Origin of the sequence: Acinetobacter parvus DSM 16617 = CIP 108168, from assembly GCF_000368025.1 — a bacterium.
In the GTDB taxonomy this organism is placed as follows: domain Bacteria; phylum Pseudomonadota; class Gammaproteobacteria; order Pseudomonadales; family Moraxellaceae; genus Acinetobacter; species Acinetobacter parvus.
The window spans coordinates 150,334-168,373 of record NZ_KB849212.1; the positions used below are offsets into that span (position 1 = coordinate 150,334).

Below are 18,040 nucleotides of genomic sequence, written 5' to 3' on the forward strand. Positions count from 1 at the left end.
AACACAATATAATAAACCTCTTGCGACAATAAAAACTGCCTCAATATAGATTTCATGAAATATCAGAAATTAAACCGTTTTTCAGATTCTGAATTCAAGCGCTTGGTTGGCGTACCTCGACCAGTTTTCAGTGAAATGGTCGAAGTTTTAAAAGATGCAGAATCACTTAAAAAGAAATCAGGGCGTCCTTATACTTTAGCTATAGAGGATCAATTATTATTAACACTCAATTACTTACGGAATTATAACACTCAATTGGAATTGGTGGCAAATTACCATATCGCTGAAAGTAATGTGAATCGAACCATTAAAAAGGTTGAAGATGCATTAATGAAATCAAGGCGTTTTACCCTGCCAAAACGAAGCATTACAACAGCAGACGAACAATTTAACTGGGTTATTATTGATGCTACAGAATGTTCAATAGAACGTCCCAAAAAAAAATCAGAGTAAGTTCTACAGTGGTAAAAAGAAGAAACATACGCTAAAAGCCCAAGTGATCTATCATCCGAACAGCAAACAAATCATAGGAGTAAATATACCATCTGGCAGTCAGCATGATATTAAAACATTAATAGTCCATTGAAAAGATTTAGAATACTCAGTGAACGCTATAATAGACGGAAAAGATTCGGTTTACGCATTAACTTCATCGCTGCACTGGTAAACTGGATGAACTTGCAATAACGACTTTCACAAGAGGTCTAATCGAACCTGTAAATAATTTGACTTTTTTCACTAATTACAATAGAGTTTTTACATTAGTCAAATTTTAAGCAGTCGAAAGCTATATTTTTGGGGTTTTAGCCAATTAAAAAATCAGATAAAACTATACTTTCGCAAGAGGTTTAATAAAGTTCCGTATAAAAATTCTAACGTTTTTATAACACTTCAGCTCTATTATGATGTGGTTCCGTTAATTAGACCACTCAATTCAGTTTTATAAGTGATAAATCCGCTCTAAATATTTAAATCATGCTGCCATTACTTTTAGTAAATGTTGATCATAAAATTCATTTGGTGTTGCCTTATTCAAACTTGAATGAGGACGTATCATGTTATAAAAATCCAAATATTCAGCAATTGATTGTTTCGCTTGTTTAACCGTATCGTAAGCCTTCAAATAGACTTCCTCATGCTTCAAGCTGCGCCATAACCGCTCAATCATCACATTATCTCTCCACCGTCCTTTCCCATCCATACTGATACGGATATTTCGCAATTTTAACTCATTCAAAAATGCCTCGCTTGTGAATTGACTGCCTTGGTCTGTATTAAACACCTCAGGACAACCATATTTCACAATTGCTTCTTGCAACGCATCTATGCAAAAGTCTGTTTCCATACTGATCGATACACGATGAGCCAGTACTTTACGACTATGCCAATCTATAACTGCACACAAATAGACAAAGCCTTTAGCCATAGGAATGTACGTGATATCTGTACACCAGACTTGATTAGAGTGATCGATGACCATGTTTTTCAACAGATATGGGAAAATACGGTGTGCAAGATTAGGCTTACTGGTATTGGGTTTTGGATACAAGGCATGTATTCCCATCAAGCGCATTAAACGTCGGACTTTACGCCGACCTATTTGATGCCCTTGACGCTGTAGCATATCTCGTATCATTCGACTGCCCATAAATGGGTAGTCGAGATGAATTTCATCGATCAGACGCATCAAACTCAAATCAGTTGATGAAATCTCTTTGGGCTTGTAATACAACGTACTGCGATTGATTTGAATCAATTGCGATTGTTGTCGTACCGAAAGTTGATGGGTCTTATCGATCATTTTTTGCCGCTCAGCTGCCCTATTTTTCTGAGCGCACTTTCTAAAAAATCAATTTGCAATGCCTGATGTCCTATCTTGGCATGTAGAGCTTTGAGGTCAATCTCAGGTTCTTGTTGTGCTGTTGGTCGTGAAAAAATATTGATTGATTGCTCAAGCAGTTGATTTTTCCAATCGATGATTTGGTTTTGATGTAAATCGAATTGAGTAGAAAGTTCAGCGAGTGTGTGGTCGCCTTTAATTGCTGCGAGAGCAACTTTAACTTTAAACTCTGCTGAATGATTACGACGTTTTCTTCGTGTCATGGTTGACTCCAAAAACAAGCATTTCCCATGCTTATTGGGGAGTAGATTATCACTTATAGACGTGGTCTAAAATCCTAGAACCACATCAGTCGTCCAAATGGAACATCATCTACTAATTATACAATACGAAGTTTTAATGATTATAAAGACTATTTCGTCAAAACAGGTGCAACCTACTTCTCCATTGTAGGTACAGGAACTTTACTTAGACCAGACTTCACCACTACCCAACCAGACGATCCAAATTTTTATTGTGATGGTCAAGGTGGTAGTGCCTATGGTGGTGCACACTTTAAAGAAATCTCACGTTTGACAGGCGGCAGCTCTGCTTCTATTTGTACAGATGCAGCAAGTTGGTCCGTTGTATTTGATGAGATTATTAAATCTGCTTCTGGTCTAGCCAGTAGTTTTACCCTTACACAAACACCAATTCCATCATCAGTGAAAGTCACCGTTGAAGGACAGAATGTTGCTCGTGATGTAAGTAATCAAAATGGCTTCGATTTAATTTATAGTAATACTGGAACTTCTGTGGTCTTCTTTGGTAATGCTATTCCTAAAGCGAATCAAAAAGTTAATGTTGAATATAAATATCTAGCAAAATAACTTAATTTGCTGATTAAATAAAAAAACTGCAATATGAGATTAAAAACATCATATTGCAGTTTTTAAGTAAAAGGCTTAATAAAAATCAACCCTATATGACTCAATATACACCATACTAATTATTACGTGCGTTTAAATCCTGCTGAATCAACTCGACTTTATAGCCATCTGGATCTTCAACAAATGCGATCACGGTCACCCCACCTTTCATTGGGCCAGCCTCACGCACCACCTTACCACCACGTGCCTTGATCTCCTCACATGCCTTATAGGCATCATCAACACCAATCGCAATATGACCATAAGCATTGCCTAAATCATAGCTTGCTGTATCCCAGTTATGAGTCAGCTCAAGCACAGTGTTATTTTCTTCATCACCATAGCCCACAAAAGCCAGGGTGAAACGCCCCTCTTCATAATCACGTTGACGTAGTAATTTCATACCAAGTACCTCAGTGTAGAACTTTAAAGATTGTTCTAAATTACCTACTCGTAACATCGTATGTAACATGCGCATAGTTATTCACCTGTCTGTTGAATTGTTTGGTTTTCATGGTCACGTAATAGTTTAGCAACCCAAACCACAAGAATCAAAATTGGAATTCCAATTAAAGTCGTCATTAAAAAGAAATTTGGGTAGCCAATATTACTCACAATCGTTCCTGAATATCCTCCCAATAATTTGGGTGTGAGCGTCATTAAAGAACTAAAAATCGCATATTGAACCGCAGTAAATGACACACTCGTTAAGCTAGATAAAAAGGCAATAAATGCAGCACCCGCTAAACCTGAGGCTAAATTATCGACAATAATGGCAAAATAGAGCCACAATGAGCTATAGCCTTTTATCACTTTGCCAGAAATTTCTATTGTGCCTGACTGACTTGGATCGACCACAGCAATTGGCTGAATATCGACATCGAGTGTGGTTTCAACATGTGATGCAGTATTAATACGATATGATCTTGTTGCAAATAACTGGCTTGCACTATTATTTTTGAAATTAACAAAAGCTTTAATGGTTTTAGTGGGAGATGCTTGTAATAGCTTTCCATCTACAGCACCAGTAAATATTCCTTTATCATCCAGTTTCGCAGCAAACTCTTGATTATCTAATTTAAGAATAACAGGCTTATCCTGATTTAAATCTTCATTTTTAAGCCCTGCTAATTGCCCTTTAACGACTAGACTTTGCTTCAATTCTTTTTCCGTTAATTGATCATCACCACTGATTGGTAATAATTGAATCTGAGCGTGCTGGGCATTTACTAAATATGGTATTGCAAGAGTTACATTGGTATCGCTCTGATTTTGGTACTGAGTACTTACCTGTACCGAATTTGTTTTTGCCAAGACGTCATTCGGCACTTGTAATTTCCAATATCCAACATCATCGGTTTGCACTTGATAATGTTTATTTCCGACCTGAACCTCAACTGGAGCAAGTGGTTTTCCTGATTTGACCAAGCCGATAAAAATTAAATTGGTTGAACTGGCCAACACTGCGCCCACGAACATCAGTTTCATAATGTTCATGCGTTGCGCTAACAAACCACCGAGAAAACCACCAACTAAACTAAAGATCACACCATAGATTTTCACAGCCTCAGCAATTTGTTCTTTACTGAAATTTAGATCTTGATAGAACACATTGGAAATCACTCCTGCAATGATGTCTGAGATGCGGAAAAAACCAATCAGCAGCAAAAGCACTAAGGCAAGTTTAATACCGTAACGTTTGAAGAATTCTAAAACTGGGGCAACCCAAGTTTCTTTTGCCATTTGTTGATTCACGACGCCAATTTTAACTAAACCCAAACCAACCAATAAAGCTGTGGCTGTAGCAGTTAAAAAGCGTAGGGCTTCTAAACCAAATAAAGCTGCGGTGTCTTTAATATTTGCGGCTTTAGCGGTAGCATCTGTTACATTCCCAGAGTAAATATAACTGACAACAAAAGTTGCAACAGCAATAAAGAATACAAAGACTAAGCGATAGTAATCTGTAGTTTTATAATGTTTATAAACACGATTTACTTGAGGTTCACGAATGCATAAAGTTGTAATAATACCAACCACCATAACTGCTGCCATGGTTAGATAAGTATATTTCCATGCTTCATAGATATAATTGCCTTTAGCTGTACCTAAATAAGCAGCAAGAAATAAAGCCCCTGCACCCGCAACGATCATCCCAATACGGTAACCTGCGTTGTAAGTTGAAGCTAAAACCGTTTGCATCTCACTTTCAGCAAGTTCAATACGATAAGCATCGATGACAATATCTTGAGTCGCTGCCGAGAATCCTAATAAAACGGCACCAACTGCCATTTGAATTAAATAGCTTTGTCCAAGTGCTGGGTCGGAAAATGCCATGATACAAATTGCACATATAATCAAAGACTGTGCAATCAACAACCAGGCACGGCGACGGCCTAAACTTTTCGTTAATAATGGAACAGGCAATTCATCAATCAATGGTGCCCAAACGAATTTAAAAGAGTAACCCAATGCCGCCCAACTAAAAAAGGTCACCGCACTCTTATCAATACCAGCCTCACCCAGCCACAGCGATAAACTGGAAAAAATCAGCAGAATCGGAATCCCTGCCGAGAAACCCAGAAATAACATAATCAGGGCACGGCGATCCCAAAATGCCTTAAATGCGGATGCCCAGCCAGTGGCTTGAGTTGTCATTGGTTATTATTTTCCATGAACATGCGTGAATGTGCCTATTCAATCGTGTCTTGCGCCTGCTTGCAAGTTGCTTTATGCAATCAAATAAAATTATTGTTTTGTTTTGTCGATAAAAAACACAAGTTCGCTTGATCTTTGGACCTAAAACTGTATACCTTTAATTACCTAACTTTCGTTTCTTTGTTGGATAGCAATAGTGACCCAAAAACTCGATCAAATGACCGCAACAACTTTATCCTCGACACCAACAAACACGATTACAGCAAAAATCAATTCATTTCCAAGTGCTTTTGAACAGACCGACATCCAGGCAACTCTACTTAAAACGGCATTACATGCACACCAACTGACACATACGCCAGATTTGGCTGAAATTCCAAGTTCAACCAAACGCATTAAACCACTGAATAATTTTTTAGGACAGGACCGCGCCCGTGCCTCAGTCGAGGCAGGGATTTCTTTACCCTATTCAGGCTATAACATTTTTGCCGTGGGTACGGCTGGTCTTGGTAAACGAACCATGATCAAGCGTTTGCTCCAACAGCACGCCAAAACCATGGCTACCCCTGATGACTGGATCTATGTCAATAATTTCAAGAACCCAAGACAACCGATTGCTCTGCGCTTCCCAGCGGGACAAGGCAGCAAATTTCAAAATGCCTTGCAGCAGGCATGGCAAATTATCTTAAAGCAGCTGGAACGCCGTTTTAGTGCGGAAACCTATCACAACCGTATTGAACGTATCCGTCAGGATACGGGTGATGTACAGCAACAGGCATTGGTTGAACTGACCAAAGAGGGTGAAGAACTCGATTTAAAATTGATTTCCCGTAATGACAAGCATGTCTTTATTCCAATGCAGTTGAAAGACAATGAATATCATGAACTCACCCAAAATGACCTGAACGCATTAACTAGCAAGGAACGTGCTGAAATCAACTCCAATATGCGTTATATGGAGAAAAAACTTGAACGTCTGGGTTTACATCTGGGCGATCTGGAAGATGATGCGCGGGATCAGGTGTCCAGCTTAAACCGTGATATTGCCACCCAGGTGGTGATGCCTCGTATTGAACTGATTTTAAATAAGAACAAAGAGGTTAAAGGTCTCGATATCTATTTAAAGCAGTACGCCGAAGACATTATTGACAACGTTGAGTTGATTTTAGAGCAAGAGGAAGATGACTTTACTCCTGCACTGTTCAACCGCGTACCCTCTCGTTATCAGGCCAATGTGATTATTGCCAATAAACCAAATAGTGGCGCACCCGTTATTTTTGAAGATTTCCCAACACACTACAATTTATTGGGTCATGTGGAGCAACTGACTCACAATGGTACGATCACCACTGATTTCACCCTGATTCGTCCTGGTTCACTGCATCGGGCCAATGGTGGCTTTTTGATGCTGGAAGCGGAACAATTGCTGGAGCAACCTTATGCATGGCAAGGCCTGAAACGTGCCTTGAAATCTGGACAACTCAAGCTTTCTTCACTGGAACATATGCTCACCCTCACAGGCAGTATCTCCATTGAACCCGCTTCCGTTCCACTTGATATTAAAGTGGTTTTACTGGCCGAACCTGAAATTTATTATGAAATTCTGGAAGTGGAACCTGAGCTTGGCAGTGTCTTTAAAATCCGTGCCGACTTTACCGATACATTACAACGTAATGACAGTAACGAACAGGCTTATATGCAGTTAATTGCCGACTATGTTCAGGCAGATAAATTACTTCCGTTTGACCGTTCTGCACTAGCCGCATTGCTTACTGATTCCAGCCGTCAGGCTGAGGATCAAAGCTCTTTATCATTACATGCCTCAACCCTTGGTGACCTGATCCGCGAAGCGCATCACCATGCCTTTAAAGCGGATGACAAGATTGTCACCGACCAGCATGTCAACCAGGCCCTGCACCATCGCCAATATCGCTTAGGCTATTTACGTGAGCTCTACTGGCAAGACCTGTCTCGCGGTACGCAGTTGATTGAAACTTCTGGGCATCGTCTTGGTCAAATCAATGCCCTCTCAGTGATTCATTATGCTGATGTCGAATTTGGATTACCGTCGCGTCTAACAGCTTCTGTATATCAAGGCGGCGGTGATATTTTAGATATTGAACGCAGTGTGGAGCTAGGTGGCTCATTGCATGCCAAAGGTGTATTGCTCATGTCGAGCTTCTTAAAAGCACACTTTGGCCGTGAACAAATCCTGCACTTCTCTGCCGCCTTGGCGTTTGAGCAAAGCTATGGGCAAGTGGATGGTGATAGTGCCACTGTTGCAGAACTTTCTGCGTTAATTTCTGCCATTTGTCAAATTCCAATTGACCAATCATGGGCTATTACAGGCTCGATGAACCAGTTGGGTCAGGTACAGCCAATTGGTGGAGTGAATGCCAAAATTGAGGGCTTCTTCGATGCCTGTAAGTTGCAAGGCTTTACAGGCAAACAAGGGGTGATTATTCCACGCCAGAACATGCAGCACCTGATGCTCCGTCAGGATGTGATTGAAGCGGTACAAACTGGTCAGTTCCATGTCCATGCGATTGACACCATTGATCAGGCGCTGGAAATTCTGATGGCCCGTCCAGTTGGCACCCTCGATAAAAAAGGTCGATACAGCAAAAACTCCATTTATGCTGCAGTGATGGAACAGTTGGAATATTGGCAAGCCATTGAGGATGGTGAAGCCGTTGAAACGGAACAGCCCAAGAAAAAGAAAAAACGTAAGAAAAGCAAAAAGGATGAAATGGAAGCCAAAGCCGCGGATGAAACTGTAGTCGAAGTTGAAACTCTCAATACCTTAGCTAAAAAACGTAAATAATCCATAAAAAAAGCCATGCTCTCTCAAGCATGGCTTTTTGGTTTTATTGATCAGTTCAAGCAACGCCCTGCAAAGAGCGACCACCAGGTAACTGCACAAAGTATTGTTTCAATGCATCAATACAGCGCTGTACTTTCATTGGATACTGTTCACGCTTGGAGGTTAAGGCATGCAAGGTATAGGCAGGCATGTGCCAGTCAGGCAACACCTCAACCAGTGTGCCATTAATCAGCTCTTTCTGGATGTCCATGTATAAAATACGTGCCAGCCCAAGACATCCAGTGTGACAAGGCTGGAATGACATGCAGCGCACCCAGCTCAGGCGTGGTTGCAATACGCAAATCTCCCACCAGATCATCACGCAATTCGTTAATACGGATTTTGCCACGTTCTGCTGCTGCCAGCATTTCCTGACAGCTTAAAAAGAATGCCTGACCCGCCTCGGTGAGGCTGAGTTTTCGGGTTGAACGATGAAGTAAGGTGACATCCATTTCTTGTTCTAAAGATCGGATTTGTTGACTGACCGCACTGGTTGTGATGCCCAGTTCTCTCGCTGCACCGCTAAAAGAATTTTTTTCTACAACGCAAGCAAAGACCCCCATTGCACGCAATTGATCTAACATAGACTTCCCTCGTAATTTATTAATATGCTTATTGTTCTAATAAAAGCAAAGGAGCTTATTATACAGAGAAGTCTACTTGTAAACTAGAGATTATTAACAATTTGTTGAAAATGTGTTAAAGGGGATAGATTAATTCGGTAAAACAGTCGCTGGATTCACAGGTTTACCATCCAGACGAACCTGAAACTCCAGCATCACACGGTTAGCACCAGAAGAGCCCATCTCCGCGATTTTTTGTCCTGCCGTGACATTGTCCCCACTCTTCACCAGCATCTTGCTGTTATGGGCGTATGCTGTGATGTAACCGTCAATATGCTTGATCAGCACCAAGTTTCCATATTCTTTCAGACCATCCGCAGCATAAACCACCTGACCATTTGCAGCGGCAAATACAGGATCTCCCTCATTTCCACCATAGCGAATGCCTTTCACATTACCTGTGAGATTGAAACCCTGAATGACCGCACCATTTGATGGTTTTACCCAACGCAGGCTGGATGCCAGAGTTGAAGAAGATGGGTTTAGGGGAGCCACTGGAACAACAGGCTGAGTTCTAGGAACCACAGGTTGCGGTTTTGGAACCACTGGCTGCTGCGCTGGCAAATTAATGCTCTGACGCTGGATTGGAGCCGCCTGGGTAAACACCTGGGTTGAGGTGGTACGTTGCGCTACAGAGCCCTTTAAGCGTAGAGACTGGTTGACATAGATGCGGTACGGCGCCGCAATGTCATTCAATGCGGCAATATCCAGATAATTCAGGCCATAACGATTTGCGATTCCACTCAAGGTGTCGCCTGAACGCACTGTATAGTAATTTGGTGCCTGCACATTGCGAACGCCACCATTCACCTGCGGTTTAGATGCACAACCAGTAACCAGCGCTGTGAGTGTTACCACCGTAGACAGCACGATTGTTTTCATCATTTTTTGTGATAGAAAAATCGAAACATGATTTAAGTGCATCTTCGCCCTCATCGAAAAAACCTTAACTTATTTGCGCCTAAGAGTACCAAAAAAGTGAGAAAAAACGAGTTCTCACTTTCCATATTCACAAAGTTATAACATTTAGGTGCTTATTCAGGTCCATTCACATAGCTATGTAGATTGTCCAGTACCGCATAATTGGTCGCATCCATCTGAATTGGGGTGATGCTGACATAGCCATTCGACACCGCAAAAAAATCAGACTGGATATGGCTGGAAGCCGACTGTGGATCAGTCACCGCCTCTCCAGCAAGCCCAATCCAGTACACCTGACGACCACGCGGATCAACATGGCTGCTGATTGGCTTGGACTGCGCACGGCGTCCCTGATAAGTCACCTGTGCCCCCTTGATCTGCTCAACATCGGGAATGTTAATATTAAAGATATGACGCGGTGGCAACACAGGCAGCCCTTTGGCAATGAAGTCATGTACCCATTGTGCCGCTTGCGCATAATGCTGCGGATGTTCATAGCAACGTACATTTGCACCCGCCAAAGACACGGCAATTGCTGGATGTTTCATCAATCTTCCCTCAAATGCAGCCCCAACCGTACCTGAATATAGAACATCATCGCCCAGATTGGCGCCACTGTTGATTCCACTCACCACAAGGTCAAACTCGAAATCAAACAGGCCATTCATGGATAAGTATACACAGTCCGCAGGTGTGCCATTGACAGCCCAGACATCTTCGGAAATGGGGATGGGACGTAAGGGCCGATCCAGGGTTAAGGCGCTTGAATAACCACTACGCTCACTTTCAGGGGCAACAACCACCACCCGCCCCAAAGGTTTTAACGCCTGCGCCAAGGCTTGCAGTCCAGGTGCAAACACACCATCATCATTTGCGATTAATATATTCACTAAGGTTCTGTCTCTTCAAAAATTACTGTGCAGTTTTTTCAATTGAAATATTCATTGAATTATATATATTTATATCTTCATAGTATGAGAAATTTATGCAGCCATGAGACATTTATCCAGTTTTGTTCGAGTTTTAGCGGTTAGTTTCACATTTCTTGTGGCACCAGCAGTTTTTGCTGACGCAGCTTCAGTAAAAGAAGCGGATGCATTGATTAAGGATGATATTGCCAATGCACAAGTGCTGATTGAGATGTGTCCTAACCTGATCGGTAAGAATGCAAAATTTGACCAGAATATCAAAAAAATGGTGGGTTCTTATTTGGGTAGTTACTCAGACAAGTCTGCTTCGCTTGAAAGCCTGCAAAAAGATGCTGAATTCAACACTTTACTAAAAGATGCCCGTCAAGCTGCCACAGAGGTTGATAAGGCTGAACAGAAAGCGGTATGTGAAGAGGTATTGAATTTTGAGGGCTAAACAGGCCATTCAGACCTTAAAATGGTTTTAGATATTGATATTTAAAACCACAGTTTCTCCATATTCCCTACAGCAAACATACAAATTTTTATCTGTTTTTATGCTATAAATTGTTCAAATTCTTTAAGTCTTGTTTTGAGTTTGATTTCTTATGAAGAAAAATGTTGTAAAAACACTAGGTTTATCATTCCTCATCGCTGCCAGCACTTTTGTTCCTACCGCATTCGCAGCAGACAAACAGCCTGAAACTGAAAAGATTGAAGTCACCCCAATGTCTGATGAAGTGTCTCCACAGGAACTTGCGGTCATTTATGTATTGTCTGAAACCTGCCCAACCCTAATTGGCAAGGATTTAAAGTTCAACAAGGCCTACGATACACTGGTCAAGTCCTATTTATCCAATGAAAAAAATGCGGTTGAGATTCTCAGCAAACGCATGCAAACCAAGGAATATAAGCAACCCTTGAAAGAAGCCCGTGAGATTGCCAAGGCAGCCTCGGACGAAGATAACCGTCAAATCTGTAATGATGTCCGTAATTATTATTCCAAGTAACCGATTTGCTACAATAGCATGATAAAAAGCCGACTTCGCCCATAGCAGTCGGCTTTGCTTTGTCCTAAAATGCTAGGCTCTTCTGCTTCATACAAGATATTGGAACCACCTAGAATGACTCAAAAAAGCGCTCTTGCTGCATTACTACTTTTGCCAAGCTTTTCATATGCAGCAACTGTCCTATCTGCTCCACCAGAATTAAATAATAAATCCTATGTGCTCATGGATTATGAGACAGGACAGATTCTCGCTGCCAAAAATGAAAATGAAAAACTTGCACCCGCTTCCATGACAAAAATGATGACAAGCTACATCATAGAGCAGAAACTTTTAAAGGGTGAATTGACTGAAGATGAACAGGTGCGGATGAATGAATCTGCATGGTGCCGTGGTAGCAGCACTGAATCCTGTATGTATGTTCCATTAAATGGCACAGCAACCGTATTAGAGATGTTGCGTGGTATTATTATCCAGTCAGGAAATGATGCCTCTAAAGCGATGGCTGAACACATTGCAGGCAATGAAGGTACATTTGCCCATATGATGAACCAAGAAGCAAAACGTGTTGGTATGGTGAATACACATTTCATCAATTCAACAGGTATGCCTGCTGAAGGTCATTATTCAACAGCTAAAGATATGGCTGTTCTTGCTCAGCACATTATCAAAGATAGCTCTAAATACTACCCAATCTATTCTGAAAAAGAATTTACCTTTAATGGCATCAAGCAAGGCAACCGTAATGCCCTGCTTTACACTGACCCAAGCGTTGATGGCCTCAAGACAGGACATACCGAAGAAGCGGGTTACTGCCTCACTACCTCAAGCAAACGTGGTCCAATGCGCTTGATTTCCGTGATCTTTGGTACTCCAAGCATGAATGAGCGTGCCAGCCAGACACGTACCCTTTTAGCGTGGGGTTTTGCAAACTTTGAAACGGCTAATGTACAACCAGCCAATCAGGTGCTTGCCAAAGCCAAGGTCTGGTTTGGTAAGGAAGATGATGTTCAGATTGGTTTAGCTGAAAACTTCAACGTAACCATGCCGAAAGGTCAAGCAGATAAAATCAAAACTCAAATCGTCGTTCAACCAAAACTGAATGCACCTTTGGCTAAAGGTCAAGTTGTAGGTAAATTAGTTGCGAGTCTTGATGGAAAAGTGATTGCTGAAAAACCACTAGTTGCATTAAAACCTGTTGAAGAAGCAGGCTTTTTTGCTCGTATGATCGACCATATCAAGATGTTCTTTAGCAACTTGTTCTAATTTTAGAATTGCCAAATCAGGCACCCACACACTTTAGTCTGGGTGCCTTTTTATTTTATAATTCATGCAAATTATTTATTGTATTTTCTCATGGCTAAAAACATTCGCCCTTATTTAGATCATTACCCTGATATTGATACGAGTTGTTATATTGATGAAATGTCTGTGGTCATTGGTGATGTAAAACTGGCAGAGAATGTTTCAGTATGGCCTTTTGCCGTGATTCGTGGTGATGTCAACTCAATTCAGATTGGCAAAAATAGTAACGTGCAAGATCATTGTATGTTGCATGTCAGTCATAAAAATCAATCTAAACCAAATGGCTCTCCACTTGTAATTGGCGAAGATGTGACGGTTGGGCATCATGTAACCCTACATGGTTGTACGATTGGCAACCGTGTTCTAGTGGGTATTAAAACCGTGATTCTGGATGATGTGGTTATTGAAGATGATGTGATGATCGGTGCAGGCAGTCTTGTTCCACCACGTAAACGTCTGGAAAGCGGTTATCTTTATGTCGGCAGTCCTGTTCAAAAAGTCCGTCCACTCACTGAAAAAGAACTGGAGTTTTTGCCCTACTCAGCACGTCATTATGTGAAAGTGAAAGATAATTATAAAAATGGTAGAGTTTAGCTTCACTATTTTTCCTATTCATATCATACATATAAATTAAATAAAAATGAAGTTATTTAAAGCTTCATAAACAAGACCAGACCTTGAAAATGATAAGCAATAAACCTCTTGCAAAAATCATTTTTTAATCAATTCCATGTTGTAAATAGCAGCAATCGAGTGTGTAAATAATTCTGTGTAAATACAGTTTTATTTACAGTCTCCAAATTTAACCTGACAGGCACAATAAAAAATGGGTAACTGTCCGATCAGGTTTGAGCTAGTACATCTTACTAAAAATTCAAAAAAGCAGTACACTTACACAATTAAAACAAATGATTCAAGAGCAAATATTCGTGTCCACGTTAAATGACCATGAAATTATTCAAATATTTAGAAATCACGTCTATCCACTGTCAAATAAATTGACAGAAATGCTAAATGAGCATTATACGCATCAAACTGAACGTCGTGGTTGTGGTTATACGCAAGCAACACGGGTGTTGGGGGAATATATTAATATCCCGCGTGATGCGCAGGAGTTAAATGATCTAAATCTTTTTAACCAGTTCGATACTAAAAGTTTAAAGCAATTACTTGAGCAGCAATCCATCCAGCCAATTCATATCACTGATTGGCACAACCTTGATCAAAACCTAGAGATCGTTACATTTTTAGCGGAACACTGCCACGAATCCTTTGCTGAACAATTAGAACAAGCTGTCAGTTTTCAAAAAAATTTACGTCATATTGCACAGCATGCTCAACTTGAAGAAAGCCAAGTGCTGAGTCAGCTGATTGCAGATGTGATTTTACCCCACAATTGTCATGATACGATGCTGACTCAGCTACACACATTGCAAGAAAAACCTAAAGTTGGCTCTTGCCCAATGGCTGAAAATTTTTTCTTAAAAATTGCACACGGTAAAATTCTTAGACAAGGTCGAATCAATATTATTGTAGATGAACAAAACACACCCTTATTATTAGAAAAAATTAATATGGGAGATGATCATTCCTGCATCAGTCTACAGCCCTTACTAATGAATGGCGTGCGTATTCCTGCTGGCGCACTATTTTCAATACATTATGATGCAGACACAATTTCCACATTCCCAGCCTGTCCAGATTTTAAAGGACATATCATTCCTTATACTGCTATTCAAGGCTTTTGGTTCTTAAGACTGACCACCTTGGCAATTTCTCCTGAAAATCGTGCACGTGCTTTTAGCACCCACTATGCACAACAGGTTGCCAATGGTTTATATAGCCCTGGCAGCACGCAATTGCAGCAATTAGTTGATTTGGCACAGCGACAAATAAGTGAATTAAAGTCATGTTAAATATTTGCTATTCACCTGAATATTTTGCCCATACTCACACCAATAGTATGGAAAAACTCAGTGCCGTTGCAGATGATTTACATGATTGCAATTTTATAAGGCTGCATGAACCACAACCGATTGATATTCAGATTCTAAAACAGCTGCATGACCCAACCTATGTAGATGCTTTTATGACAGGCACACCTGAAAAACTAGCCACCTTTCAGGGATTCAAACCATGGAATACACAACTACGTGACGCTGTTTTACGAATCAATGCAGGTCAAATTTTAGCTGCTGAATTGGCGTGGGAACATCAAATCTCAGCTAATCTTGCCCAAGGTTTTCACCATGCTGTTTATGAGTTTGGCAATTCCTTCTGTACCTTTAATGGCCTCGCCTTGATTGCCCAACAATTTCCAGATAAGCGCATTTTTGTACTAGACTGTGATCAACACGGTGGCAACGGTACTGCCGAATTTACACGGCGCCTTGATAATTTATTTAATTTCAGTATTTATGGTCTGGCTTTTGGCTGTCCAAGCTATCCACGTGCTGAAACGCGACATATCCATAAAGATAAAGGGACTTTTGCGCAATATATCATTGCCATACATGAAGCCTTTCAAGCTGCAATAGATTGGAAAGCAGATTTAATTATTTATCAGGCAGGGATGGATTGTCACCAAGATGACCCATGCGGTTCAAGTTGGTTTAAAACAGAATATATTCAGCACTGCGAGCGTATGGTATTTTCATTAGCAAAAAAACACGGTATTCCTTTAATGTTTGTACTTGCTGGGGGTTATCAGGCACTTGAACCTTTAGTACAGCTGCATGTGGAAACCATAAAAATAGCGCATCAAGTTTACTATACAAATTCCATGTAACTCATAATTTTAAAAATTAGCATCAAAAAATACCAGCAAAAATGCTGGTATTTTTTTGACTCAAACCACTTTTCAAATTGAATAAGTAGTACTAGCAATTAAGTAAAATCTAATTCTTTTTCAAATGCTTTTAATTCATAACGAGCCATTGCAAGGTTAGACTTAGAACGGTCTAAAACCAAATACAAGAATAGGTTTTCGTTACTGTCCAATGGACGGATTAAGTGATATTGCTTACCTAAAGTAATTAGAATATCTTCAATGCTATCGTTAAGTTGTAAAGCTTTAGCCACTTTACGCTTAGCACGAACAACTTCAGTGTTACCTGCAGCAGCAAGTTCTAAATCTATGCCGCTACCTTGAGTAGCTAAAGCCAAACCACTTTCGCTGTCAACTAAAGCTGCTGCAACGAATCCATCAATGCTCGTTAAAGTATCTAAACTAATACGCGCCATTTCTCATACCTCAAGTTAAGGGGTTTCCCCATTAGAATTTAATTTATAACCCTAGTTTTTTCCGCAGTTTCCCAAAGAAACTACGTAATTTATTCACTTGACCAGAATTATCTTGCTTCTGTTCAATACTGAATTTCGCTTGATCTGCATCAATCAACTCACCTAGTCTTAAGGTTTGAGCCATTGCTACAAATTTTTTAATTCGTTCTGAAGACAAACCTAAATATTGTTCTACATCTTGCACTTTTGCACCTAAGGCAAAACAAGCTGCGATCTTTAAGTTATCTTTACGATCTAAACTTTTTTCAAATTGTGGCCAAATATTCAATTTAAAAACATGGTCAGCATCTACCTCTGGCAAATCTAAATCACCTGAATGCGAGATAGCTTGCCATAACCAAGCTCTTAAATCGTAAGGTGTTTTATCCTTAATCATGTCTTGCACAAAAGAATTTTTTGCATAGGTTTGATTAATGCTGTTTCTCAAACCATACAGCACCTGATCATCTGCAAACCAAACGCGTTCTGTGCGGGTATCAATCAGCGCTAAAAAACCCGTGTGGTCATACAATTGAATATAGCCATTTCGTGGTGTGAAAATTTCATTAAACACTACCTGATTTTCTACCTTTGTGTGCGAGTATTCCGCCACAGAATATTGTGGTGTATTTACGACTGTACGACTTTCAAAACTATGGCTCGGACGGCTTGCGTAACTAAAATAACGCTGTTGTAACCACTCTACGAGTTGATTCATACAAGTGAATGGGTAAAAAAGTTTATCGCCAATAATACTACCCGCTTGGTTTACATCTTTGACCAAACGCAAATATGACTTTTGCTGCTGAACCACACGCTGAATGTTCGGTGAATCAAAAAACATATCATTCACGAGTAATAGATCAATCTCATTACTTGAGATATTCACCCATTGCACATTTACGTCTGTTGGTACTGAAAGCAATAATTGGTTTTTCATTTGGTCTAGCGTTTCTAAATTTAAACCAAAAATTGCCACATTTAATGCATTTTTCATCACGATTAAACCCATCTAAATTCTTGAACAAGAAGATGAAAAGCACCCTATTATTTGTACAATTCGCCTATGATTAAGCTTGAGCCAATGTTTCTGCTGTTTTCTTAATGGCATAGAGCAACTGACCAATGAGCACATCTTTAGATGCCACAGCAACTAACACCATTGGATGTTGTGGATGCTCAACCGCAGTGAGAATCACCTTGCCGTTGTCTGCATCTAAAGTAATGGTTTTACATCCAGCCAAATGAATTTCTGAAATAAATGCAGAAACCATTGCTAAGATAGAACTACTCACTGCAGCAATCTTACCGCTGTTACCCAGATTTTTTTTACTGGCCAATGCAAGTTCAAAACCATCGGATGAGCACAGCATAACAAAGTCCACACCACTCACCATGTTTAATAATTCATGGGTTTGTTTAAATGCTTGATCTGTCAGTTCTTGTGGAATTTGGCGCTGATTATTTAACGCGAGCATAAATCACCTTATTCAATTTCTGTTGTCACAGATTGCACTTCTAATGAAGCAATCAGCGCTTCAATGATCAATAAAACATCATCTTTTTGTCTAGCATCTACAGCAAATAATGGAAAGTGTCGATTATTCACTGTCATCCAGTCATAATAAATTTTTCTCTGTACACGACAAATTTCACAGAACCCTTATCCTATCAGGATTCTGCTTTCTTAAAATTGCCAAAATTTCCTTAAACTCTTCTTTTTTCCCA

Annotated in this window: 16 protein-coding genes and 3 pseudogenes; 9 read left to right on the plus strand and 10 right to left on the minus strand. The window is 40.2% G+C overall.

Going from position 1 to position 18,040, the window contains the following annotated elements:
• Positions 1–54 precede the first annotated feature (54 nt).
• Positions 55–687: pseudogene (locus tag F988_RS14550) on the plus strand (transposase).
• A 286-nt stretch (positions 688–973) separates the two neighbouring features.
• Here the strand turns inward: F988_RS14550 and F988_RS14555 are convergent.
• Positions 974–2,103 (minus strand): IS3 family transposase gene (locus F988_RS14555; RefSeq protein WP_154647840.1). Its coding sequence is split into 2 segments (ribosomal slippage): positions 974–1,851 and positions 1,851–2,103, totalling 1,131 coding nucleotides; the frame shifts between segments, so codons are not numbered across the junction.
• 309 nt (positions 2,104–2,412) lie between these two features.
• Here F988_RS14555 and F988_RS07125 point away from each other — a divergent pair.
• Positions 2,413–2,709 (plus strand): hypothetical protein, encoded by a 297-nt coding sequence (locus F988_RS07125; protein WP_004682167.1) that lies wholly within the window; start codon positions 2,413–2,415, stop codon positions 2,707–2,709.
• A 115-nt stretch (positions 2,710–2,824) separates the two neighbouring features.
• Here the strand turns inward: F988_RS07125 and gloA are convergent, their stop codons facing one another.
• On the minus strand, positions 2,825–3,226 hold the full coding sequence (gloA, locus tag F988_RS07130) for a lactoylglutathione lyase (protein WP_004682169.1): 402 nt from the start codon (positions 3,224–3,226) through the stop codon (positions 2,825–2,827).
• A 2-nt stretch (positions 3,227–3,228) separates the two neighbouring features.
• Entirely contained in the window at positions 3,229–5,403 is a 2,175-nt protein-coding gene (locus F988_RS07135; RefSeq protein ID WP_004682171.1) for an AmpG family muropeptide MFS transporter, read from the minus strand.
• A gap of 196 nt (positions 5,404–5,599) precedes the next feature.
• On the opposite strand from F988_RS07135, the gene F988_RS07140 reads away from it, so the two are divergent.
• Positions 5,600–8,227 (plus strand): Lon protease family protein, encoded by a 2,628-nt coding sequence (locus F988_RS07140; protein ID WP_004682172.1) that lies wholly within the window; start codon positions 5,600–5,602, stop codon positions 8,225–8,227.
• A 55-nt stretch (positions 8,228–8,282) separates the two neighbouring features.
• On the opposite strand, the pseudogene F988_RS15710 reads toward F988_RS07140, so the two are convergent.
• The 3 genes and pseudogenes from F988_RS15710 to surE form a co-directional block, all read right to left on the minus strand.
• A pseudogene (locus F988_RS15710) lies at positions 8,283–8,850 on the minus strand (LysR family transcriptional regulator).
• A gap of 129 nt (positions 8,851–8,979) precedes the next feature.
• Positions 8,980–9,813: a peptidoglycan DD-metalloendopeptidase family protein gene (locus tag F988_RS07150; protein WP_004682176.1), complete on the minus strand. Its 834-nt coding sequence runs from the start codon at positions 9,811–9,813 to the stop codon at positions 8,980–8,982.
• A 110-nt stretch (positions 9,814–9,923) separates the two neighbouring features.
• Complete coding sequence (surE, locus tag F988_RS07155; protein WP_004682178.1) at positions 9,924–10,700, minus strand: 5'/3'-nucleotidase SurE; 777 nt, start codon at positions 10,698–10,700, stop codon at positions 9,924–9,926.
• Positions 10,701–10,803: 103 nt separating this feature from the next.
• On the opposite strand from surE, the gene F988_RS07160 reads away from it, so the two are divergent.
• From F988_RS07160 to F988_RS07185, 6 genes are all read left to right on the plus strand, one after another.
• Entirely contained in the window at positions 10,804–11,175 is a 372-nt protein-coding gene (locus F988_RS07160; RefSeq protein WP_004682181.1) for an MCR_0457 family protein, read from the plus strand.
• Between the two features lie 151 nt (positions 11,176–11,326).
• Positions 11,327–11,728, plus strand: a complete 402-nt coding sequence (locus F988_RS07165; protein ID WP_004682183.1) for an MCR_0457 family protein — start codon at positions 11,327–11,329, stop codon at positions 11,726–11,728.
• Positions 11,729–11,842: 114 nt separating this feature from the next.
• The gene (gene dacC, locus F988_RS07170; RefSeq protein WP_004682185.1) at positions 11,843–12,991 is read left to right on the plus strand and encodes a D-alanyl-D-alanine carboxypeptidase PBP5/6; all 1,149 of its coding nucleotides are present in this window, start codon (positions 11,843–11,845) and stop codon (positions 12,989–12,991) included.
• Between the two features lie 90 nt (positions 12,992–13,081).
• A complete protein-coding gene (locus F988_RS07175; protein ID WP_004682187.1) occupies positions 13,082–13,624 on the plus strand; it encodes a gamma carbonic anhydrase family protein in 543 nt (180 codons plus the stop codon).
• A gap of 314 nt (positions 13,625–13,938) precedes the next feature.
• Entirely contained in the window at positions 13,939–14,946 is a 1,008-nt protein-coding gene (locus F988_RS07180) for a hypothetical protein (protein ID WP_004682188.1), read from the plus strand.
• A complete protein-coding gene (locus F988_RS07185) occupies positions 14,940–15,818 on the plus strand; it encodes an arginase family protein (protein ID WP_004682190.1) in 879 nt (292 codons plus the stop codon). Before F988_RS07180 ends, F988_RS07185 begins: the two co-directional genes overlap by 7 nt.
• A 98-nt stretch (positions 15,819–15,916) precedes the next feature.
• Here the strand turns inward: F988_RS07185 and F988_RS07190 are convergent, their stop codons facing one another.
• The 4 genes and pseudogenes from F988_RS07190 to F988_RS15550 form a co-directional block, all read right to left on the minus strand.
• Complete coding sequence (locus tag F988_RS07190; RefSeq protein ID WP_004682192.1) at positions 15,917–16,273, minus strand: roadblock/LC7 domain-containing protein; 357 nt, start codon at positions 16,271–16,273, stop codon at positions 15,917–15,919.
• Between the two features lie 43 nt (positions 16,274–16,316).
• Positions 16,317–17,309, minus strand: coding sequence for a hypothetical protein (locus F988_RS07195; protein ID WP_228127224.1), 993 nt, complete (start codon positions 17,307–17,309; stop codon positions 16,317–16,319).
• A gap of 73 nt (positions 17,310–17,382) precedes the next feature.
• Positions 17,383–17,790, minus strand: a complete 408-nt coding sequence (locus F988_RS07200) for a roadblock/LC7 domain-containing protein (RefSeq protein ID WP_004682195.1) — start codon at positions 17,788–17,790, stop codon at positions 17,383–17,385.
• 8 nt (positions 17,791–17,798) lie between these two features.
• Positions 17,799–17,945: pseudogene (locus tag F988_RS15550) on the minus strand (GTP-binding protein); the annotation flags it as partial.
• Between the last annotated feature and the right edge of the window lie 95 nt (positions 17,946–18,040).

Excerpts from the sequence above, each read along its gene's own strand:
- F988_RS07175 (WP_004682187.1), top strand. The coding sequence starts at position 13,082 with ATGGCTAAAAACATTCGCCCTTATTTAGATCATTACCCTGATATTGAT.
- F988_RS07185 (WP_004682190.1), top strand. The coding sequence starts at position 14,940 with ATGTTAAATATTTGCTATTCACCTGAATATTTTGCCCATACTCACACC.
- F988_RS07200 (WP_004682195.1), bottom strand. The coding sequence starts at position 17,790 with ATGCTCGCGTTAAATAATCAGCGCCAAATTCCACAAGAACTGACAGAT.
- dacC (WP_004682185.1), top strand. The coding sequence starts at position 11,843 with ATGACTCAAAAAAGCGCTCTTGCTGCATTACTACTTTTGCCAAGCTTT.
- F988_RS07165 (WP_004682183.1), top strand. The coding sequence starts at position 11,327 with ATGAAGAAAAATGTTGTAAAAACACTAGGTTTATCATTCCTCATCGCT.
- F988_RS07190 (WP_004682192.1), bottom strand. The coding sequence starts at position 16,273 with ATGGCGCGTATTAGTTTAGATACTTTAACGAGCATTGATGGATTCGTT.
- F988_RS07195 (WP_228127224.1), bottom strand. The coding sequence starts at position 17,309 with ATGAAAAATGCATTAAATGTGGCAATTTTTGGTTTAAATTTAGAAACG.
- F988_RS07135 (WP_004682171.1), bottom strand. The coding sequence starts at position 5,403 with ATGACAACTCAAGCCACTGGCTGGGCATCCGCATTTAAGGCATTTTGG.
- F988_RS07160 (WP_004682181.1), top strand. The coding sequence starts at position 10,804 with ATGAGACATTTATCCAGTTTTGTTCGAGTTTTAGCGGTTAGTTTCACA.
- gloA (WP_004682169.1), bottom strand. The coding sequence starts at position 3,226 with ATGCGCATGTTACATACGATGTTACGAGTAGGTAATTTAGAACAATCT.
- F988_RS07150 (WP_004682176.1), bottom strand. The coding sequence starts at position 9,813 with ATGCACTTAAATCATGTTTCGATTTTTCTATCACAAAAAATGATGAAA.
- F988_RS07180 (WP_004682188.1), top strand. The coding sequence starts at position 13,939 with ATGATTCAAGAGCAAATATTCGTGTCCACGTTAAATGACCATGAAATT.